General features: G+C 62.0%; 19 protein-coding genes and 2 tRNA genes. 14 read left to right on the top strand and 7 right to left on the bottom strand.

The features are described 5' to 3' along the window. The 5 genes from dnaA to gyrB all read left to right on the top strand — a co-directional run bounded on the left by dnaA (window position 1) and on the right by gyrB (window position 8,075). Window positions 1-1,599 (top strand): chromosomal replication initiator protein DnaA, encoded by a 1,599-nt coding sequence (gene dnaA / locus OLW90_RS00005; protein WP_319650247.1) that lies wholly within the window; start codon window positions 1-3, stop codon window positions 1,597-1,599. Window positions 1,600-2,370: 771 nt separating this feature from the next. Then, a complete protein-coding gene (gene dnaN / locus OLW90_RS00010) occupies window positions 2,371-3,558 on the top strand; it encodes a DNA polymerase III subunit beta (RefSeq protein WP_319650248.1) in 1,188 nt (395 codons plus the stop codon). Between the two features lie 113 nt (window positions 3,559-3,671). Next, window positions 3,672-5,099 carry a DNA replication/repair protein RecF gene (gene recF, locus OLW90_RS00015; protein ID WP_413464477.1) on the top strand — a complete coding sequence of 476 codons (1,428 nt, stop codon included), beginning with the start codon at window positions 3,672-3,674 and terminating at the stop codon, window positions 5,097-5,099. Next, on the top strand, window positions 5,092-5,811 hold the full coding sequence (locus OLW90_RS00020) for a DciA family protein (RefSeq protein ID WP_319650249.1): 720 nt from the start codon (window positions 5,092-5,094) through the stop codon (window positions 5,809-5,811). Before recF ends, OLW90_RS00020 begins: the two co-directional genes overlap by 8 nt. Window positions 5,812-6,014: 203 nt before the next feature. After that, window positions 6,015-8,075 carry a DNA topoisomerase (ATP-hydrolyzing) subunit B gene (gene gyrB / locus OLW90_RS00025; protein WP_319650250.1) on the top strand — a complete coding sequence of 687 codons (2,061 nt, stop codon included), beginning with the start codon at window positions 6,015-6,017 and terminating at the stop codon, window positions 8,073-8,075. A 13-nt stretch (window positions 8,076-8,088) separates the two neighbouring features. Here the strand turns inward: gyrB and OLW90_RS00030 are convergent, their stop codons facing one another. Continuing rightward, the gene (locus OLW90_RS00030) at window positions 8,089-8,865 is read right to left on the bottom strand and encodes a hypothetical protein (protein WP_319650251.1); all 777 of its coding nucleotides are present in this window, start codon (window positions 8,863-8,865) and stop codon (window positions 8,089-8,091) included. Window positions 8,866-8,880: 15 nt separating this feature from the next. Here OLW90_RS00030 and OLW90_RS00035 point away from each other — a divergent pair, with 15 nt between their 5' ends. Next, the gene (locus tag OLW90_RS00035) at window positions 8,881-10,338 is read left to right on the top strand and encodes an NAD-dependent succinate-semialdehyde dehydrogenase (protein WP_413464478.1); all 1,458 of its coding nucleotides are present in this window, start codon (window positions 8,881-8,883) and stop codon (window positions 10,336-10,338) included. Here the strand turns inward: OLW90_RS00035 and OLW90_RS00040 are convergent. The 4 genes from OLW90_RS00040 to OLW90_RS00055 form a co-directional block, all read right to left on the bottom strand. Next, window positions 10,335-10,775 carry a DUF6918 family protein gene (locus tag OLW90_RS00040; RefSeq protein WP_319650253.1) on the bottom strand — a complete coding sequence of 147 codons (441 nt, stop codon included), beginning with the start codon at window positions 10,773-10,775 and terminating at the stop codon, window positions 10,335-10,337. The genes OLW90_RS00035 and OLW90_RS00040 overlap by 4 nt on opposite strands. Window positions 10,776-11,017: 242 nt before the next feature. Next, entirely contained in the window at window positions 11,018-12,406 is a 1,389-nt protein-coding gene (locus OLW90_RS00045; RefSeq protein ID WP_319650254.1) for a YPDG domain-containing protein, read from the bottom strand. Between the two features lie 75 nt (window positions 12,407-12,481). Then, window positions 12,482-12,796 (bottom strand): hypothetical protein, encoded by a 315-nt coding sequence (locus OLW90_RS00050; RefSeq protein ID WP_319650255.1) that lies wholly within the window; start codon window positions 12,794-12,796, stop codon window positions 12,482-12,484. Next, complete coding sequence (locus OLW90_RS00055; RefSeq protein ID WP_319650256.1) at window positions 12,793-12,996, bottom strand: CopG family transcriptional regulator; 204 nt, start codon at window positions 12,994-12,996, stop codon at window positions 12,793-12,795. The genes OLW90_RS00050 and OLW90_RS00055 overlap by 4 nt, the downstream gene beginning before the upstream one ends. Window positions 12,997-13,096: 100 nt before the next feature. Between OLW90_RS00055 and gyrA the strand changes: the two genes are divergently transcribed. From gyrA to OLW90_RS00090, 7 genes are all read left to right on the top strand, one after another. Then, a complete protein-coding gene (gyrA, locus tag OLW90_RS00060) occupies window positions 13,097-15,694 on the top strand; it encodes a DNA gyrase subunit A (RefSeq protein WP_319650258.1) in 2,598 nt (865 codons plus the stop codon). A gap of 12 nt (window positions 15,695-15,706) precedes the next feature. Continuing rightward, complete coding sequence (locus OLW90_RS00065; protein ID WP_319650260.1) at window positions 15,707-16,048, top strand: DUF3566 domain-containing protein; 342 nt, start codon at window positions 15,707-15,709, stop codon at window positions 16,046-16,048. Window positions 16,049-16,290: 242 nt separating this feature from the next. After that, a tRNA-Ile gene (locus OLW90_RS00070) sits at window positions 16,291-16,367 on the top strand. 9 nt (window positions 16,368-16,376) lie between these two features. Then, a tRNA-Ala gene (locus tag OLW90_RS00075) sits at window positions 16,377-16,449 on the top strand. A 124-nt stretch (window positions 16,450-16,573) separates the two neighbouring features. Beyond that, window positions 16,574-17,230, top strand: a complete 657-nt coding sequence (locus OLW90_RS00080) for a Fic family protein (RefSeq protein WP_319650261.1) — start codon at window positions 16,574-16,576, stop codon at window positions 17,228-17,230. Window positions 17,231-17,282: 52 nt separating this feature from the next. Further along, the gene (locus OLW90_RS00085) at window positions 17,283-17,651 is read left to right on the top strand and encodes a DoxX family protein (protein ID WP_319650262.1); all 369 of its coding nucleotides are present in this window, start codon (window positions 17,283-17,285) and stop codon (window positions 17,649-17,651) included. 152 nt (window positions 17,652-17,803) lie between these two features. Then, window positions 17,804-18,589: an SDR family oxidoreductase gene (locus OLW90_RS00090; RefSeq protein ID WP_319650264.1), complete on the top strand. Its 786-nt coding sequence runs from the start codon at window positions 17,804-17,806 to the stop codon at window positions 18,587-18,589. Here OLW90_RS00090 and OLW90_RS00095 read toward each other — a convergent pair. Continuing rightward, on the bottom strand, window positions 18,586-19,869 hold the full coding sequence (locus tag OLW90_RS00095) for a DUF3500 domain-containing protein (RefSeq protein ID WP_319650265.1): 1,284 nt from the start codon (window positions 19,867-19,869) through the stop codon (window positions 18,586-18,588). The genes OLW90_RS00090 and OLW90_RS00095 overlap by 4 nt on opposite strands. Before the next feature lie 160 nt (window positions 19,870-20,029). Between OLW90_RS00095 and OLW90_RS00100 the strand changes: the two genes are divergently transcribed. Further along, complete coding sequence (locus tag OLW90_RS00100) at window positions 20,030-20,827, top strand: SDR family oxidoreductase (protein WP_319650267.1); 798 nt, start codon at window positions 20,030-20,032, stop codon at window positions 20,825-20,827. 12 nt (window positions 20,828-20,839) lie between these two features. Here OLW90_RS00100 and OLW90_RS00105 read toward each other — a convergent pair whose 3' ends face one another. Further along, complete coding sequence (locus OLW90_RS00105; protein ID WP_319650269.1) at window positions 20,840-21,124, bottom strand: hypothetical protein; 285 nt, start codon at window positions 21,122-21,124, stop codon at window positions 20,840-20,842. Window position 21,125: the final 1 nt, after the last annotated feature.

Here is a 21,125-nt window from a genome sequence, read left to right on the forward strand (position 1 = left end):
GTGACAGATGACGCCGCGGCGCTGCACCACACATGGCACGAGGTACTAGCGGAATTGCTCCGCCAAGCAGATCTTCCCGATTCCGCAATCCCCACGCTGACCGCCCGCCAACAGGCATTTTTGAATCTGGCCAAGCCCATCACCATCGTTCAGGGGTATGTGCTGCTGGCGGTGCCCCACAAAATGGCCAAGGACGTGGTGGAAAACGAGTTGGGCCAGTACATCACCCAGGTATTCTCCGAGCGGATGAACCAGCCTTGCGGCCTAGCCGTCAGCATTGATCCGCAGAGGGCCGGAGAATCCGCCCCGGCATCTCCCGCCACCCCACCCGCACCCAGCACACCGGTGGAACCGACCCCCGCTCCTCAGCAAGAGCCCCCGACCACCACCAGGGAATTTGAGCCGTATTACCGCAGCAGCCAGGAGTGGCAGACCAGCCACGCCCCGGCACAACCTCCCCAAATGGCTCCCCACCAAACCATGGTGGCACCCGGAGACCCCACTCAAGCAGTCACCGGGCAGAGAATCCCCCGTGAGACTCCCGCTCATAATCCCAATAAGGAAAATTCCCTCAATCCCAAGTACACTTTTGAATCCTTTGTGATCGGTTCCTCCAACCGCTTTGCCAATGGTGCCGCCGTGGCCGTGGCGGAAAATCCTGCCCGGGCCTATAATCCCCTTTTCATCTCTGGGGGTTCCGGCCTGGGAAAGACCCACCTCCTCCACGCCGCAGGTAATTATGCCAAGGTCCTTCAACCCACCCTGCGCATTAAATACGTTTCCAGTGAGGAATTTACTAACGACTATATTAATTCCGTCCGAGATGACCGCCAGGAATCCTTTAAACGCCGTTACCGGAACCTCGACATCCTGATGGTGGACGATATTCAGTTCCTCCAGGGCAAGGAGGGAACCCAGGAGGAGTTCTTCCACACCTTCAACGCCCTGCACCAGGCAAACAAGCAGATCATCCTATCTTCGGACCGCCCACCCAAGGAACTCACCACCCTGGAGGATCGCCTGCGCACCCGGTTCCAGGCCGGACTCATCGCGGATATTCAACCGCCGGACTTAGAGACCCGCATTGCCATTTTGATGAAGAAGGCTGCGGCCGACGGCACCCGCGTGGATCGCTCGGTTCTGGAACTCATCGCCTCCCGGTTTGAATCTTCAATCCGTGAATTAGAGGGTGCCCTCATCCGTGTTTCCGCATATTCCTCTCTCACCAATGAACCCATTGATATGCAGATGGCAGAAATCGCCTTGCGCGATATTCTCCCCGAGGCTGCCGATGTGGAAATCACCCCCACCACGATCATTGAGGTCACGGCGGAATACTTCGGTATCACCACGGAGGCCCTGTGCGGCGTGGGAAAGACCCGCGCCGTGGCTCATGCCCGCCAGCTCGCCATGTATCTGTGCCGGGAACTCACGGATCTCTCACTGCCGCGCATTGGCGCTCAGTTCGGGGGCAAGGACCACACCACCGTTATGTACGCAGACCGCAAGATCCGCAAGGAAATGAAGGAAAAGCGCGATACATACGATGAGATCCAGCAACTCACCCAAACCATCAAGTCCAGGGGGCGGGGTATCTAGGCAGTATCTAGCCGCCACCTAACGCCCCGACCGAGCCTCTGCGGCAGGATCACGCAGAGGCTCTTCCCTTGCACGGCCCCATACCGAGAGCCTCCCTCGCTGCCGGGGAATCACACGTTCCACCCAATCCCACTCCGAGGCTCCCATAAGGGCTTTCCACCCCCATTAAAAGCCCCTCAGCAGGGGCATCATCGCCCTATCCACAGTCTCCACAGGCCTATCCACACCTGTGTAATTACAAGAATGTAACTCCATGACGTTCATCACCTTGACACCTCGCTAACCTTCACCCCAACCATGTGGATAACACCCCTGAGCACTGTGAATGATCTGTGTACAAGGAAGCCCATCGTGGGGATAAAATCCGTCGCTTCAGAGTTATCCACACTCGCCCCTAGTTATCCACAGTCGCTTCACACTGCGCTTCACACCCGGGAATCACGGCACTACCTTGTCATTTACGGCCTCATCCACAGAGTTCACAGGACTTACTGCTGTTGCTCTTTTATTTCTTGTACTTACCTAGAGGAAAGAGGGGGTGTGAGGAAATGACAAGAATCCTCGCTCCAGGCGCGCTCCCAGCGGCGCCTTGGCGCCGCGCCTGGAATAACAAGACTTGCTCACCCCCGGGAGTGTCCCGGTACTTTGGAGATGTTGTTATTCACCGCGCGTCGCGCACGATCCCCGCGCACTGCCCGCGCGGCACAGGATCGTGTGATTCGCTTACCCGCCCACCCGAATCACACGTTGTGGTCAAGGAGCTGAGAAAACATGGAATCAGAGCAGGTTTCCTTCCGAGTAGCCAAGGATGACCTCGGAGATGCCGTGGCATGGGTGGCGCGTAACTTGCCCTCTAAGCCAGCCCAGCCGGTACTTCGTTCCTTGGTGATTCACGCGGACGAGGATGGTTTGGAGCTAGCAGGCTTCGATTATGAGATTTCCACCAAGGTTCGGCTTTCTGCCGAGGTCATGAGCCCTGGACGAATCGCCGTGGCGGGCAAGCTCATCGCGGAAATCGTTGGCAGCCTGCCCAACAAGCAGGTGGACATGACGGTAGATGGCTCCAAGGTGTTGATGACCTGCGGGCAAGCGCGTTTTGAGCTGCCGCTGATCCCCTTGGACGATTACCCTCAGTTGCCCGCCTTGCCGGAGGTCACGGGCACCATTGATCCTCGGTTGTTCACGGAGGCTGTCACGCAGGTCGCCGCGGCGGCGGGCAAGGATGACACGGTTCCCATGCTCACGGGTGTGAACATGAAGGCCACGGGTAAGAGCATGACGCTCACGGCTACTGACCGCTTTCGACTGGCATTGCGCAAGTTGGAGTGGAACCCGGCTTCGGAGGACGTGGAGGTAAATCTCCTCATCCCGGCCAAGACCCTGCTGGATAATGCCCGCACCCTGGACTCTCATCGCAACGATCCCATTGATTTTGCCGTGGGCACGGAGGATCAGGTGGGCCGCGAGGGCCTCTTTGGCATTCACACGGATAACCGGGAGACCACCACGCGCCTGCTCGACGCCGAGTTTCCCAACGTTCAACCCCTGTTGCCCAAGAACCACACCTCGATGGCACTGGTAGAGATCGCTCCGTTGCAGGAGGCCATTCGTCGCGTTTCCCTGGTCACGGATCGCAACGCGCAGATTCGCATGCAATTCTCTGAGGGCCAGGTGATTCTTTCCGCCGGTGGTAATGATTCCGGGCACGCGGAGGAGGTAGTTCCCTGCACTTTCCAGGGCAGCGAGGAACTTCTCATCGCCTTCAACCCGGGCTATCTCAAGGACGGCCTGGCCGTGGTGAACACGGAACGAGTGGTCTTTGGCTTCACGGAGCCTTCTCGCCCCGCGATTATGATTCCGGAGCCCGAGGAGATGCCGCAGCGCAATGAGGAGGGGGTTTTCCCCACTCCGGATACGTACTTCACGTATCTGCTCATGCCGGTGCGGCTGCCTCAATGACGCAGTAACGCGGTACTTCGAACATTGCAGGCACACGGCGCGCGGTAACCCACGCCCGGCGAAATAACCAGGGCAAGCATTCTGACCAGGAAAAATGAGGGGAGGATCGGAAGTTGTATCTATCTGAGCTTTCCCTGCGGGATTTCCGTTCCTGGCCGGAATTGTCCCTGAGCCTTCAACCCGGCGTCACCCTTTTTGTGGGCCGTAATGGCTTTGGCAAGACCAACATCGTGGAGGCCGTGGGCTATCTGGCTCACTTATCCTCTCACCGGGTCAGCCATGATGCCCCGTTGGTGCGGGTAAACGCCAACAATGCCAGGATCTCGGCTACGGCCATCAACCAGGGTCGGGAACTCACCGCCCATGTGTTGATTAAGCCACATGCGGCCAATCAGGCGCAGATCAATCGCACCCGGCTCAAAAGCCCCCGGGAGATTCTGGGCGTGGTGCGCACGGTGCTTTTTGCACCCGAGGATTTGGCTCTTGTGCGCGGCGAGCCAGCGGAAAGGCGCCGCTACTTGGATACCATCATTGCCACTCGTTCCCCGCGCCTGGCGGGAGTCAAGGCGGATTATGACAAGGTGTTGAAGCAGCGCAATGCGTTGTTAAAGTCCGCGCAGTATGCGCTGCGCCGGGGTTATTCCTCGGAGGAGGGCGCTGCGGCCCTGAGCACGCTTGATGCCTGGGATGGCCACCTTGCGTATCTGGGCTCGCAGATCATCGTGGCCCGCCAGGAGCTGGTCCATCGTCTTAATTCCGAGGTCCACGAGGCTTATGCGTCCCTCGCCCCGGAATCTCGTCCGGCTTCTTTGAGTTATAAGAGTTCGGTTACTCAAAGTACCCAGAACATCCAGCGCTCTGACAAAGCCGACAACGCCGACAAGACCGGTAAAGCCGATAACACAGATAACGCCCATGAGCACACGGAGAATCACCGCGAGGTGGTTGAGGCCGCCATGCTCGCGGAACTCGGGGTTAAGCGTCAGCGCGAGATCGAGCGGGGTATGTCCCTAGTGGGGCCGCATCGCGATGACCTGGAATTGCTGCTCGGGCAGCAGCCCGCCAAGGGGTTTGCCAGCCACGGGGAAACCTGGTCTTTCGCCATTGCCTTGCGTTTTGGCGAGTTTTCTTTGTTGCGCAGCGAGGGCTCGGACCCCATTCTCATCTTGGACGATGTTTTCGCGGAACTTGATGCCAAGCGGCGGGTCAAGTTGGTCGATCTTGCCGCCCAGGCGGAGCAGGTGCTTATCACGGCAGCGGTGGACGAGGATTTGCCAGAGAATCTCAGCCGCAAGGTGGTGGCGAGACACCGGATCGAGGTGCGCACGGAGCAACCCGCGCCAGGGGCAGCAACAACGGCAACAACAGCAACAGCGGAAACAACCGAGGTCACCGGAGAACCCCACCACACAGCGGCGCAGCGATACTCGGTGTTGGCGAGTACCGCCGAGGCCACTGCGAAACAGCAGGAAGAACCACGCAGCGGTCACCCACCGCACGCTCACCCAGCGGCGGAAGAAGGGGGAGAGAGCCATGTCTAGCGATTCCCTCGATCCCATCGGACAGGCCTTTGAGGCCATGCGCAGCGCGGCGCTCAAGCGCAATGGCTCGGTGCCCGATCTCTCCCGCCAATCACGCCGGGGCAGGGGAAATGGTTGGGGCAAGAAGAGTGGTGGCAATATCCTCGGTGACCCCACCTCGGAAGCCGCCGAGCAGGTGCGTGTGCCGGGATTGACTGGTGATTCTTCAGATCAGGGCGTACACGCCCAGAGTGCGCAAACACGGGGCGTGCCCCTCAACGCCGCACAACAGGGCACCACAGAACAAGGCAACACGCAGCAGCGCCGCAGGCGGCGCGGCATTCCCACGGGCCCGGACGGGCGCAGGCTCCCGCGCCGTCGGGACGTCGATAGGCTGGGCAGCATTGTGAACCGGGAGATTCGCCATCGCGGGTGGACGCGGGAGATCGCCGGTGGGTGGGTCACCGGGCACTGGCCGGAGTTGGTGGGGGAGAAGATCGCCGCGCACACCAAGGTGGAGATGCTCAAGGGCAGCACGCTGTTTATTTCCTGCGATTCCACCGCCTGGGCTACTAATCTGCGCATGATGCAGCGCGAGATTTTACGCACCATCGCCGCCAAGGTGGGCCCGGATGGGATCACGGAGTTGAAGATCTTTGGCCCCAAGGCACCCTCGTGGCGGCACGGGGCGCTGCACGTTGCGGGTCGGGGCCCGCGCGATACCTACGGCTGAGGCGGTCTATGGTCAGGATGTTTATGGTTACGGCGCGCACCGTGCCTGCGAACTGCGCCACCCGCACCGTCTCAAGGGCGATCACCGCGCAGCCGGGCGAGAAAGCCGCTGCAACGCACCGATGGCGCGGTTCCGGGGCGGGGTACGTGCGTGTAGAATGAAACGGTCTAGAACCCTTTTAATGCGAGGAGTGCACGTTTCACGTGGCTACCACCGAACACGAATATGGCGCCTCATCCATCACGATCCTTGAGGGGCTCGAAGCCGTCCGTAAGCGGCCCGGCATGTACATCGGCTCCACGGGCACCCGCGGCCTGCACCACCTGGTGTGGGAGGTCGTGGATAACTCCGTGGACGAGGCGATGGCGGGTTACGCCACCAAGGTGGACGTCACCTTGCTCGCCGATGGCGGTGTCCAGGTCGTCGATGATGGTCGCGGTATTCCCGTGGAGATGCACGCCTCCGGCATACCCACCGTCCAGGTGGTGATGACGCAGCTTCACGCCGGCGGCAAGTTCGATTCCGATTCCTATGCCGTCTCTGGTGGTCTGCACGGCGTGGGTATTTCCGTGGTGAATGCCCTGTCCACCCGCGTCGAGGCCAAGATCAAGCGTGACGGCAAACACTGGGAGCAGAACTTCACCAACGCCATCCCCGAGGACCTCATCGAGGGCGGCAACGCTCGCGGCACCGGCACCTCCATCCGTTTCTGGCCGGACGCGGAGATCTTCGAGACCACCACCTTCGATTATGAGACGATCTCGCGCCGTCTCCAGGAGATGGCCTTCCTCAACAAGGGTCTCACCATTACGCTTACCGACGAGCGTGCCACCGCCGAGGAGGTAGAGCTAGAAGCCCTTGCGGAGGCGGGGGAGAACGCCACCTCCCTGGAGGATCTTGATTCCGCTGCCGACGCCGCCACCGGTGAGAACAACGCCGATGAGACCGCCGAGGCCACGCCCAAGAAGCGGGAAAAGAAGCGCGTTTTCCACTATCCCAACGGGCTAGAGGATTACGTCAATCACCTCAATAAGTCCAAGAACCCCATCCACCCCTCCATCGTTTCCTTTGACGCCAAGGGCGACGATCACGAGGTGGAACTGGCCATGCAGTGGTCCTCCGGCTTTAACCAGTCGGTGCACACCTTTGCCAATACCATCAACACCATTGAGGGTGGCACCCACGAGGAGGGTTTCCGCTCCGCGCTGACCTCCTTGATGAACAAGTACGCCCGCGAGCACAACATGCTCAAGGCCAAGGACAGCAACCTCACCGGCGAGGACTGCCGCGAGGGCCTGGCCGCCGTGATCTCCGTGCGCGTGGGCGATCCCCAGTTTGAGGGCCAGACCAAGACCAAGCTGGGCAACACGGAGGTGCGCTCCTTTGTGCAGCGCATGACCAACGAGCACGTGGGCCATTGGTTGGAGGCCAACCCCGCGGAAGCCAAGGCGATCGTGAACAAGGCGATCTCCTCCTCCCAGGCCCGCCAGGCCGCGCGCAGGGCGCGCGAGATGGTGCGGCGTAAGTCCGCCGGAGATATGGGTGGCCTGCCCGGTAAGTTGGCGGATTGCCGTTCCAAGGATCCGGTGAAGTCCGAGCTTTATATCGTGGAGGGTGACTCCGCCGGTGGCTCCGCCAAGGGTGGCCGCGATTCCATGTACCAGGCCATTTTGCCGCTGCGCGGCAAGATCCTGAACGTGGAAAAAGCCCGCCTGGATAAGGTGCTCAAGAACGCCGAGGTCCAGGCCATCATCACCGCCCTGGGCACGGGCGTGCACGATGAGTTCGATATTGCCAAGCTGCGCTATCACAAGATCGTGCTCATGGCCGACGCGGACGTGGATGGCCAGCACATCGCTACCCTCCTGCTCACGCTGCTCTTCCGCTTCATGCCGCAGTTGGTGGAGGAGGGCCACGTCTACCTGGCCAATCCGCCGCTGTACAAGCTCAAGTGGCAGAAGGGTGAGCCGGGCTATGCCTTCTCCGACGCCGAGCGCGACGAGCAGTTGGCCGAGGGCCTGGAAAAGGGCCGCAAGATTAACAAGGATGACGGCATCCAGCGCTATAAGGGTCTGGGTGAGATGAATCCCAGCGAGTTGTGGGAGACCACCCTCGATCCCACCACCCGCATCCTGCGCCGCGTGGATCTGCACGATGCCCAGCGCGCCGATGAACTCTTCTCCGTCCTCATGGGCGATGACGTGGTGGCTCGCCGCTCGTTCATCACCCGCAACGCCAAGGACGTGCGCTTCCTCGACGTCTGATGGCTAGGGGCGACTATTGCCCGAGGCGAGCCAGGAGTTCCTCCCGCTCATCGCAGGAGAACTCCACCCGCCGCACCTCGACCTCCCCGAGGAAGAGATCCCGCGCCCTCGCGGGTTCCGCGAGTTCCACCACGGTATTGACCTGGTTGAGAATGGGGAGGCGGCACAGCCCCGCCTCGTCCACGCTGATATTTGCCCCGTCGCCGGGCCGTTGGGCCCCGGAGCGGGCGATGAGGTTCCGGGGAATCGCCAGTTCAAAGCGGTGCCCGGAGCGCAGGATCAGTGCCTCCTCGGTGAGGCTGTGCGGCTGCTGGCGCAGGGAGGCGTAGAATCCGAGCAATACCATCAGGCCGTAGACGCTGAGCACGGCGAGGATAACTCGCCAGGTGGCACTGGGTAGGACCAGGTGCACCACCACGATCTCCACGATGACCAGCGCGCTGATCGCCCACACGATGGTGCGCAGCGGGCCGGAGTAACCAAAGGTCGCGCCACCGGGCCGCTTGCGCGCAAAGCCGCCGAGCATGAGTATCTCGGATACCCAATAGCTCAGAGCCTTGCGCGGCAGCCCGAAGCGGGAGGCGGTGGCGTCGATAGCCACCAGCCAGTCCCGTTCCCTGTGCGCGGTGAGCAGCAGCCAGGAAAGCGGAAAGGCCAGAGCGGAGAGTATGAACCCGAGGACGAGGAGGAAGGTCCACGCGGGCGGGGAGTGATTGGTCAGCGTGAGCGTGACCAGCAGAATCTCGCCCGCGATGGCCCCTAGGAGGACTGTGCGGAATAAGGCCTTCATAAGCACAAGCGTACAGTGGGCCCCGTGACACTCTTAGCTGCCGATACGCCCACCAATCTCTGGATCGGCGCCCAATCGCGCCCGGCCCTCAGCGGAAAGACCTTCGAGGTGCACAACCCCGCCACCCAGGAGGTTCTGGCGGAGGTGGCAGACGCCGCCGCGCCCGATGCCCTCTTGGCTCTCGACGCCGCCGTGGCTGCCCAGCAGCGATGGGCGCAGGTGCCTCCGCGAGAGAAATCTCGCCTGCTCAGCGAGGTTTTCCAGGGTATAGAAGAACGCAGCGAGGACTTCGCTCGTACCATGACGCTGGAGATGGGCAAGCCCCTGGCGGAATCGCGCGGGGAGGTGGCCTATGGCAACGAGTATTTCCGCTGGTTTGCGGAGGAGGCGGTGCGCTGGCCCGGGCGTTTCCAGCATGCTCCCTCGGGTAGCGGATCGATCCTGGTCACTCGGGCATCCGTAGGCCCGGTGCTGGCCATTACCCCGTGGAACTTTCCGCTGGCTATGGCCACGAGGAAGATCGCCCCGGCCCTGGCTGCCGGGTGCCCCATCATCCTCAAACCGGCCAAGGAAACCCCTTTGACCATGCTCTTATTGGGGCAGGTGCTCAGCGAGGTCCTGCCCGAGGACTGCTCCGGCCTGGTATCCATCCTGCCCACCACGGATTCCTCCGGGGTGGCCTCCGCGCTCATGGCGGATAAGCGCCTGCGCAAGATCACCTTTACCGGTTCCACGGGGGTGGGCAAGCACCTGGTCAAGCAGTCCGCGGAGAATCTGCTGCGCACCTCGATGGAGTTAGGGGGCAACGCCGCCTTTGTCGTGGCGGAGGACGCGGACATGGATATGGCTATCGACGCCGCTATGCAGGCCAAGATGCGCAACGGCGGGGAGGCATGCATCGCGGCCAATCGCTTCCTGGTACACGAGGAGATTGCCGAGGAGTTTAGCCGCAGGCTGAGCACCAGAATGGCGGCTATACGCTGCGGAAATGGCCTCGAAAAGGGCGTGGGATTGGGGCCCATGATTAGCCGCGAACAGCGCGATAAGGTGGCGGAGCTGGTCCAAGAGGCCGTGGCGGAGGGGGCCACCCTTACTACCGGTGGGGAGATTCCCGATCGACCGGGGTGGTTTTATCCGGCCACCGTGCTCGTGAACATTCCCGAGGGGGCTCGGATCCTCCGCGAGGAGATCTTTGGGCCGGTGGCCACGGTGAGTACCTTTGCCACGCTGGAGGAGGGGGTGGCCAAGGCCAATGACACGGATTTTGGTCTGGCCGCCTATGGGTTTAGCCGCAGCCTGGAGGGGGCTCGGTACCTTGCGGAGAACCTCCGGGCGGGCATGGTGGGGATCAATAGGGGTGCTATCTCCGATCCCGCCGCCCCCTTTGGGGGCATAAAAGAGTCAGGTTTTGGCCGCGAGGGCGGCACCGAGGGGATAGAAGAATACCTGGATACGCGGTATATTGCGCTTTAGACCGCGTGCTTTTCCAGGATCGCGCCTAGTTCGGGCAGGGTGGGCTCGATGATCTTGCTCGCCTTGCCCCGGAGGGCGGAGTAGGCGGTGCCCAGCGGCCCGCCCAGTTTTTCTGCGTGGCGGTCGGCCACGGCGAGTAGGGCATCAATGGCCTGGGCGGAGTGGGCGCCCAGGTAGACGCCGAAGTCTTGTTCTTCCGCAGAATCTGAATAGTCCTGCCACAGCGGATTGAGGGCCTCCACCACGTCCGGCAGGAGGCGAGTGACGCCGCGCGGCACGATCTCAGAGTCCACCTTGCGGGCGGCCTTGAGACCGGTTTTGAGGGTCATTCCCGTCATTCCAGATTGGTTCTGGGCCGTCTTTTCCGCGAAGGTGGAGAGGTCCGCGATGGCGACCGAACGCTGGGGATCCTCAAGAATGGAGTTGAGGGTGGGCATGGGTGCTCCTAGTGATAGAGGAAAGAAAAAGGCGATTCCCACAGTTGAACCCCCTATGGTGGGGAATATCAACAACGGAAATCGCTGATGGTTGTGGACCTTCCGCCACAGTAAATGTCACAAGAATTAACTGTAACCACAACAACCTCAATTCTACCTAAGCGCTACTCAAGGAACAAGTGTGTGCATGAAAAAACCGCCGCGCTCAGCGCGGCGGTTCCTCTGTGTGGTGAAGGTGGGTATTACTTCACCGTGGCGGTGAAGCGCACGGACTCGGTGGAGCCATCGGCGTACTTCACGATCACCGGGATGAAGAGCTTGGAGCCCTTCACGGTACCGGCAGGAGCCGTCACAGTGGCGGTACCGTCCTCGGCCACGGCCACGGTCCAATCGGTGCCCTCGGTGGTGGGAGCGATGTACCGGGTGCCCTCGGGGACGGAGCCGCTCTGCTTTACCTCCACGGACTCACCGGCGGCAACCTCCACGTCCTCGTAGGCGGGGGCGTTCTCGGCGGCATCGGCCATCGGGTTCTCCGGGGCACCGATGGTGGCGTGGAACACCACGTAGTTCACGGAGCTATCGGAGTAGGTGACCTTGATGGGAACCCACACGCCGGTGCCGCGCTTGGCCTCGCCGGACTTCACGGTGAGGGCGCCGGTGGAGGAATCAATGGCAAAGTCCATGCCTGCGTAGGACTCGTGCACCAGCTCGAAGGTGGCACCGTCAAGGTTGCCGCCCTGGACGGTGAGATCCTTGGTCACCTCGCCGCCAAAGGGAACCTCAATGTCCTCGTAGCTCAGTTCCAGCTGCTTGCTGGGGGAATCCTCGGCGGCCACGGCCTTCACCGGCACCTTGTGCTCCTGGGTGGTGCCGTCGGGGAACACCACTACCAGGCCCATGTTCCAATTGCGGCCCACCTTGGCGTCCGCGGGCAGGGTGGCGGTCACGGCACCCTTATCGTCCACCTGGAAGGTCCAGTTGTCCTTGTTCTTCTCGTTCATCACGAACTTGGTGCCGGAGGGAATGGTGCCCTCCACGGTGGGCGTGATGGTGGCGGACTCGCCGGGGGCGATCTCGGTGGCCTCGGTGGGGTAGGTGAGGGTCACGTCATCGCTCTGGGAGGTATCGCCCTTGACCACGGTGGCCACGATGTTGATCTGGCTGTAGTTGGTGGTGGTGCTCACCAGGATCGGCAGGCTCAGGGTGGAGCCGGGGCGACGGCTCTCCTCCGCCTTGATGGTCAGCTTGCCGGTCTTTTCATCGACCTTGTACTCCCAGCCCTCGATCTTCTGATCCGGGGCGATGAAGCGGGCGTTGGGGGCAACGGTGCCCTGGATCTCAAACTCCTGCTCGGTGTTCCAGGGAATCTCCACCTTGTTATCGGTGCCGTAGCTCAGGGTGTCATCGGCGGCGTAGGTGGTAACCTTCGGTGCGTCCTCGGTGGCTTCGACAGCCTCCACGGCCTCGGGGGTTACCTCGGCAACTTCCTGGGTAGCCTCCTCGGCGCCCTCGCCCTGGGTGACTTCCAGAACCTCAACGTCGGTTTGATCGTCGGCAAAGGCCAGGGGGGTGGCAAAGGCCGACCCTGCCAGCGCGAGGGAAATGGCGGCGGCGGAAACGCGCTTGCGCATGTATTTCTTCCTTTTGGGTCGAATTAAAGAGTCAAATGTACTGTTAGAGAATAATAAACGTCAGACCTGCGCTTGTCACGCTGAGCGTGAGGGATAATGAGCAGGTGACGGGGGTGTGGGCGGGGATACAGCGTTGAGATCTTGCAAAATATCCGCTACCACGTGGGAAAACACATCGTTGTGATGCGTGAGCGGGCGCAGCGCGCGGATATGGTCTTGGAGGGTTTTGATCATCTGCGTGAGGCGATGATGCAAAGGTACTCCGTGGAGGCGGGCGCTCGTGGTGGCCGCGCAGGCGGCAAGGGAGGGGTAACTGCGTATGCGGGAATCGGTGTGCGCGCACACCTCGTCCGCGATGAGCACCATCTGTTCAAAACTAAGACCCCTCATGGGTGCAGGCGCCGTTCCGCGTCGAGGTATTCCCGGAGGGATTGGCGGGCGAGGTGGGCCACGTGGGCGTTGTCAAGCATCCTAGTGGCGGCGGCGAGGATGGCGCGGGTGGCGGCCTCCTGTTTGCTGCAATTCTGGGTGCGGGCGAGGAGGCTGAGGGCGCGGTCCTGCTCGTCGGTGAGTCTTAATGTCATGGCCACGGTATCAAGATGATACCGCTAGCGGGGGAGGAATGAGCGTAAAAGGCACTGAGGGCACTAAACTAGGCCGGAGAAGAATCATCATTAAGAAAAGGTGAGTATGAGCGACGATCTGTTTGATCGCGTCCATCCCATCGACATCAATGAGGAAATGCAGTCGAGCTATATCGACTACGCGATGTCGGTGATCGTGGGACGCGCCCTGCCCGAGGTGCGCGACGGCCTCAAGCCCGTGCACCGCCGTATCCTTTACGCGATGTTTGACTCCGGGTACCGCCCGGAACGCGGCTACGTGAAGTCCGCGCGCCCTGTCTCGGACACGATGGGTCAGTTCCACCCGCACGGCGATAGCGCCATCTATGACACCCTGGTGCGCCTGGCGCAGAGCTGGAACATGCGCTACCCGCTGGTGGATGGCCAGGGTAACTTCGGTTCCCGCGGTAACGACGGCCCCGCCGCCATGCGTTATACGGAGTGCAAGCTCACCCCGCTGGCGATGGAGATGGTGCGTGACATTCGCGAGAATGCCGTGGACTTCTCCCCGAACTACGACGGCAAAACGATGGAACCGGACGTGCTGCCGTCGCGTGTGCCCAACCTGCTGATGAACGGCTCCGGCGGTATCGCCGTGGGCATGGCCACTAACATTCCCCCGCACAACCTCAACGAACTAGCCCAGGCGATCTACTGGCTGCTGGAAAACCCGGAGGCGGGGGAGAAGGAGGCCCTGGAGGCGTGCATGAAGTACGTCAAGGGGCCGGACTTCCCCACCGCGGGGCTCATCGTGGGCGATCAGGGGATCAAGGACGCCTACACCACGGGGCGCGGCTCCATCCGTATGCGCGGCGTGACCAGCATTGAGGAGCAGGGTAGCCGCCAGACTATCGTGATCACGGAGCTGCCGTACCAGGTCAATCCCGATAACCTGGTGTCCAACATCGCGGAGCAGGTGGCCAACGGCAAACTCGCCGGAATCTCCAAGATCGACGATGAAACCTCCGACCGCGTGGGCCTGCGCATCGTGATCACCCTCAAGCGCGACGCCGTGCCGCGCGTGGTGCTCAATAACCTCTACAAGCACTCCCAGTTGCAGACCAACTTCGGCGCCAACATGCTCTCCATCGTGGACGGCGTGCCGCGCACCCTGCGCCTGGATCAGATGCTGCGCAACTACGTGGCGCACCAGATCGATGTCATCGTGCGCCGCACCCAGTTCCGCCTGGAAAAGGCCGAGGAGCGCGCCCACATCCTGCGCGGCCTGGTCAAGGCCCTCGACGCCCTCGACGAGGTCATCGCGCTGATTCGCCGCTCCGCCACCGTGGACATCGCGCGCACCGGCCTGATGGACCTCCTGGACGTGGATGAGGTGCAGGCCGATCACATTCTGGCTATGCAATTGCGCCGCCTAGCGGCCCTGGAGCGCCAGAAGATCATTGATGAATTGAACGAGGTCGAGGCGGAGATCGCGGATCTCAAGGATATTCTGGCCTCCCCCGCGCGCCAGCGCAGCATCGTGCACGACGAGCTGGCGGAGATCGTCGATAAGCATGGCGACGAGCGCCGCACGCAGATCGTGGCCGCCTCCGGCGATGTGTCCGAGGAGGACCTCATCGCCAGGGAAAACGTGGTGGTGACCATCACCTCCACCGGCTACGCCAAGCGCACCAAGGTGGACGCTTATAAGTCCCAAAAGCGCGGCGGCAAGGGAGTGCGCGGCGCGGAGCTGAAGTCCGACGACGTGGTGCGCCACTTCTTTGTGTGCTCCACGCACGACTGGATACTCTTCTTCACCAACTTCGGCCGCGTGTACCGCCTCAAGGCCTACGAGCTGCCCGAGGCCTCCCGCACCGCGCGCGGGCAGCATGTGGCGAACCTGCTGGAACTCCAGCCGGAGGAGCGCATCGCCCAGGTGATCCAGATTCAGTCCTACGAGGACGCGCCCTTCCTGGTGCTTGCCACCGCGCAGGGCCGCGTGAAGAAGTCCCGCCTGGAGGACTATGAGACAAACCGCTCCGGCGGGCTCATCGCGATCAACCTCGGGGAGGGCGACCGCCTCATCGGCGCGGCCCTCTGCGGGGAGGAAAGCGACCTGCTGCTCGTCTCCGAGGAGGGTCAGGCGATCCGCTTTACCGCCGACGACGAGCAACTGCGACCGATGGGCCGCGCCACCGCCGGTGTGAAGGGAATGCGCTTCCGAGGCGAGGACCAACTGCTGGCGATGTGCGTGGTGCACGACGGCAACTACCTGCTGGTGGCCACCTCCGGTGGCTACGGCAAGCGCACCGCCATCGAGGAATACAACTCTCAGGGTCGCGGCGGCCTGGGCGTGGTGACCTTCAAGTACACCCCCAAGCGCGGCAAACTCATCGGAGCCATCACCGTGGACGATGACGACGAGATCTTTGCCATCACCTCCGCGGGCGGCGTGATCCGCACCGAGGTGGCGCAGATCCGTCCCTCCTCCCGAGCCACCATGGGCGTGCGCCTGGTGAATCTGGAAAAGGACGTGGAACTGCTGGCCATTGACCGCAACGTGGAAGGCGAGGGCGAGGAAGAGGCCACCGCCGTGGCCACCGGCAAGGTGGGCGGCCCCGTGCAGCAGCAGGCCGCCGCCGAATCCTCTAGCGCGCCGAGCGGGGTAGAATCTGATTCCAACTCCGGCGCTCCTACCTCCGATAGCTCCGACGGCGAAGAGTAGAGGAACAATCAGATGGCATACAGAGAAGTAGTGGTATCGCGCATACCCCCCATGGCGGCCTTTCGCGTGGCCCTGGCGCTCTCCCTCGTGGGGCTCGTGGCGTGGATCCTGTGCGTGGTGCTCCTTTACATCGGGCTCAACGCCGCCGGGGTATGGGACAGCCTCAACTCTGTGATCGGCGGAATCGGTGGCGATGGGATCATCAGCTTTGGGGTGGTGATCAGCGTGGCCGCGCTGGTGGGCGCCCTGGGTGCCATCCTCACCACGCTCCTCGCGCCGCTGTGCGCGGTGATCTATAACTCCGTGGTGGACCTCTTTGGTGGGCTCGCCGTGGAGGTGGAGGATATTCGCTAGGGGTTTGGCGGCTTTCGTGTGGTCTTGATGGAAGCCGCCCTTTTTTGTGGAGCCGGTTTCGCACTGGTTTCGCACCGTTTTCGCACGAGGCGGACACGGGTGACTGAGGTTGTTGCCTGGTGCCGCTGCGGGCGGAGCCGGGCAGGCGCCGGGCACCGCTCGTGCTGCGGGCACAAAACCCTGGGTGACCTGGTGATTTGTGCCCCCGGAGGGCGGGTATGTAAAGTACATACTCGTTCCAAGGGCCTATAGCTCAGTCGGTTAGAGCGCATCGCTGATAACGATGAGGTCGCAAGTTCGATTCTTGCTAGGCCCACCAAGGGACAATGGGGCATTAGCTCAATTGGTAGAGCATCTGCTTTGCAAGCAGAAGGTCAGGAGTTCGATTCTCCTATGCTCCACAGTCATGTAGGGCCTTGCGGAAAAATCCGTGAGGCCCTTTTGTGTTGATCTGCGGAGCTGATGGGTATGGCGCGTACTTTCCGGGATTTCTCTTACCAGGGGGATCTCCCCAAACTGCCCCACGTGGGTTTTGGGTCGGCTTATCACGCGCTATTGAAGAATCATCCCTTTGCTACCTGGTCCACGGCCCGCCTTGAGGGATTGAACTTCACTTTTCCCGAGGTGCAGACCATCGTGTCCGGTATGACCGTGGGTGGCCACCCCCTCCATGACCTTGATGAGGTACGTGCCATCGCGGCGGGGTGGGGTCTGGTGGTAGGGGCGGCTAAAGAACAAAAATCGGTGACTCGGGAACTGGTGGAGGAAATTAACGGTACGGTTTCGCGCACCGTGTCCCTTGACCCCGGTACCTTTCGTTCACGTTCCCACATCGGGGGAGCGGATGGAACGGTGCGCACCCCCGAGGGGGATTATCGGGCCCCGGGCCGCGAGGAACTGGAGGATCTCTGGGAGTGGTGGGAAGCCCATGCACCGGGGGAAGTGGTAGAGCGGGCGCTGATCCGGGTGCCTTTCATGGCGCGCTCACAGTTTTTCTGGGACGGGAATAAGCGCACGTCGGTGATGGCGGCCAGCCTGGAATTGGTCACTCATGGTTTTATGCCCCTGACGGTATCGGGCAACCGGCAGTTGGAATGGCACCAGGCCCTCACGGAACTGTTTATCCGGGACGACGCCACCGACCTCATCAGTGTGCTGGGCGACTCCGCGCAGCCTCTGTGAGGTACGGCTGATATGCTGCGGTACAGGTATATCCGCCGATCAGGAGGGGTCTATGACCACCATCAGTATCGTTCTCACCTACGTTCTTGCGGCCGTGCTGGCCGGGGACGCGCTGCTTTCCATTAAGCCGCCGGCTTTCATCTCCCGGTGTCTTTCCGGGGTGAACTTCCCCAGGGATTGGTGGTGGGCGCTCATCGGAATCAAGACGCTCGCCGCCTTGGCCCTGGTGGTCGGTGCGTTGCGTCAGGATCCCAGTATCGCGGCCACGGCCTCCCTCGGAGTGGTGGGGTACTTCCTCTTTGCCATCGTGGCGCATATCCGGGCGAAGTTTCTGGGCAGCGAGTTCTGGCTTAACTGTTTGGGCATGACGGCCCTGAGCGCCGTGGTGGCGGCCGTGAACGTGAGCCAGGTTCTTTCCTAAGGGAAAAATCGCTGCGATCCGCAGTGGATGGCTAGATATTTTCTAAGAAAAATAGAGAATTTCCGCAGGTGAGAGCGAATATTGCCTGCGGGGCAGGATATTTTTTTCTCAAAAAACTCCCGGGGGAGCGCTGAGGAAGTTATGGTGAATACATGACTTCCTCAGTTTTTATTTCCGGGGCCGCCCGTGGCATTGGCCGCGCCACGGCCCTGATCCTCGCCCGCCGAGGTTGGATCGTGGGTGTATATGACATTCTGGATGATTTTGGCTGGGCCCAGGGCGAGGGGAATATCCACACCGGGTACCTGGACGTGACTAATCCCGAGTCCTGGGAGGAGGCGCTGGCGGACTTCACCGCGCACACCGGGGGGAGGTTGGACGCGATGGTCAATAACGCGGGGATTCTCTATGCCGGTTCATTTACGGGAGCTGGTTCCTACGCTCAGGATTCCACCACCGTGGACGTGAATGTGAAGGGCGTGATGTATGGGGCGCGGGCGGCGTATCCGTATCTGCGGCAGGTGAGGGGTTCTCGGCTGGTTAATTTGGCCTCCGCCTCGGCTATTTATGGGATCCCGGACCTCGCGGTGTATTCCGCCAGCAAGTTTGCGGTGCGGGGTATCACGGAGGCCCTGGAGCAGGAGTGGGAGGAAGAGGGGATCATTGTCTCCGACGTGTGGCCGCTCTTTGCCCGCACGGCGCTGCTGCACGGGGTATCCACCACCAGCACCTCGCGGCTGGGGGTGCGGCTGGAGGCGGAGGATGTGGCCTTGGCCGTGGCTAACCGGGTGGAGGAAAAGCGTTCCCGCCCGGTGAAGGTGCACCAGCCGGTGGGGTTGCAGACGAAGATCCTTTACGCGCTCTCCAATTTCAGCCCCAACTGGCTGGTGCGGTACGTGAACGCCAAACTCACCACGGACAGGAAGATCAAGGTTTAGCGTCGGGGAGCGCCGCTGGGCGGGGTGCCGCCCTCGCTCGGGGCACCGGGTCCACCGGCACCGGGTCCACCGGCGCCGGGCCCGCTGCCCTCCTGCTGCTCCACGGAGTTGGCGTAATCGTTGCTGGGGTCGCGGTAAATGGTGTGCACGTGCCCCCAGCCGGCGGTGATCACGCCCTCCACATCCGCCCCGGCGGAGCCGTTCTGGTTGGCAAACTCGATGTACACCTTGGGGCCGCTGATCTGGAAGTAGATTCCCTCGCCGGTGCTGGTGTCATAGGTGGTGGCGCCGGACCAGTTCACGTAGGTGTCGTCGAGGGTGGCGCGGATGGCGTCGAGTTGCGTGGCGGTGGTTTCCTCGTCGGCCATGCCTGCCCAGTTCGCCACGACGTCGATAAGCAAATCCTTTTGCTCATCGGTGAGGTCGGAGCCCTTGAGCCCGGTGCCGGTGGGGTAATCGCAGGTGCTGCCGGGGGCGCAGACCATCGTGGCCACCTGTTCGCCCTGGTAAAGCTGGTTTTTCTGCTCCTCGCTGAGGCTATCGTAGAAGGCAAAGGCGCTGGTGTACGTCTTGTCCATCGTGGTGATGGTCTGGCCTTGTTCATTGATCCACTCGGTGGGTTGGGTGCCCAGGTGGGTGGGGGCGAAGGTGAGGGAATCGGTGTCCATGGTGGCGTTGAGGCCCAGGTGGTGCCCGCCGAATTGCAGCGTCCACGCCTCGGTATCGCTGGGGTTGCCGTAGAACGCGATGTAATACTGCCCCAGGGAGTCCTCGGTGGTGTTGCTGTTGTTCAGCAGGTACTCATCGCCCGCCATGATGTTGGTGACGGTGGCGTAGGCATCGTCGTTGAGCAGCGCCTTGAGCACGTTCATGGCGGCGGCGCGCTGCTCCTCGCTGAGGTCCTTGAGGTTGATTCCGGCGCGCTCTACGAAGGTGACGGGGAAATTGGACCAGGTGATGGACTTATCCTCGTCCGCATAATCCTTGACCACGGTGGCTTTTTGTTCCTCGGAGAGGGTGTTCAGGAAGTCCTGGGCGGCGGTGGCGGTGGCCTGCACCGTGGCCTGGGTGCTGGTGTTGCTGCTTGCCGACGCCGCACCGGTGGCGGCGATATTTGACGTGCTTGCCGTGGTGGACGTGCTCGTGGCGGCGAAATCAGTGGAGGTGTTTGTGGTGTTCGCAGTGTCCGCAGTATCCGCGGAGGAACAGGCGCCGAGCGTGAGGCCCACGATGAGGGCGGAGGCGGCGAGGGGCAGGAGGCGACGGTTCTTTGATGTCATGTCCACCACTATGCGGCATGATCCTAGGTAGATACAGGGTAATTCCTGTGAGTTAGCGGAATGGTTACGGTGCGTTTACTTGATGGAAATTACCCCCTGATGGGGGAACTTTTCCACAAGGTCTCCCGCCGATACGTGGGGTATGCCTAATCTGGGAGGCATGTCTCCCTCAGTATTCATTTCTGGTGCGGCCCGCGGAATTGGTCGCTCCACCGCCCTGACCCTTGCCCGCCGAGGTTGGACCGTGGGTGCCTATGACCTCGCGGATGATTTTGGCTGGACCACCACGGAACATCTGGGCCACGGAAAGGTCTATTCCGGCTCCCTGAACGTGACCGAGCCGGAATCCTGGACCAAAGCCCTGGAGGACTTCACCTCCCACACCGGCGGCAGGCTGGACGCCGTGGTGAATAACGCCGGTATTCTCTACGCTGGCCCCTTCATGGAGGAGGGTTCCTTTGAGCGCGACGCCGCCCTGGTGGACGTGAACGTCAAGGGCGTGCTCAACGGCTCCCGGGCCGCCTACCCCTATCTGAAAAAGACCCCCGGTGCTCGCCTGGTGAACATCGCCTCCGCCTCCGCCATCTACGGCACCCCGGACATGGCCGTGTACTCCACCACCAAGTTTGCGGTGCGCGGTCTCACCGAGGCGCTGAACCTGGAGTGGGAGCAGGATGACATCACCGTCTCCGCCGTGTGGCCCCTCTACGCCAAGACCGGCATGCTCGACGGCGTGGCCACCAGCGGCACCAAGAAGATGGGCATTAGGCTCACCGCGGATGACATCGCCGTGGCCGTGGCCGACGTGGTGGAGCGCGAGCGCGGCAAGGTGGCCAAGGTCCACCAGCCGGTGGGCTTGCAGGCCAAGATCATGTACGCGGGCTCGCACTTCTCCCCGGCCTGGCTCACCCGCTTTGTGAACGCCAAGCTCACCACCGATCGGCCGGTGCGCCCCTAAAGCTTTAGCGTTTTAGGCCCATTGCAGGGCCGCGACGACCCCGATCATGGAGCACGTCCACACCAGGTGCGCGATGATCGGGGCGATGAGCCCGCCCGTGTGTTTGCGCAGCAGGTGCATGGATAGCGCCAGGAATATCGCTGCCAGCGGCAACAGGATCACGCCAAAGACGGTGGTCATGGCCGCATAGAGCGCCGTGGGGGCGGCGATGGGGTGCCGGGGAAAATAGCGGGAGGGTGCCTCGGAAGAATAATTCCTCCCCCGTGGCGTTGAGGAGAACCACGGCGAGCAGGCCAAG

Source organism: Corynebacterium sp. 21KM1197 (assembly GCF_033783015.1).
GTDB lineage: Bacteria > Actinomycetota > Actinomycetes > Mycobacteriales > Mycobacteriaceae > Corynebacterium.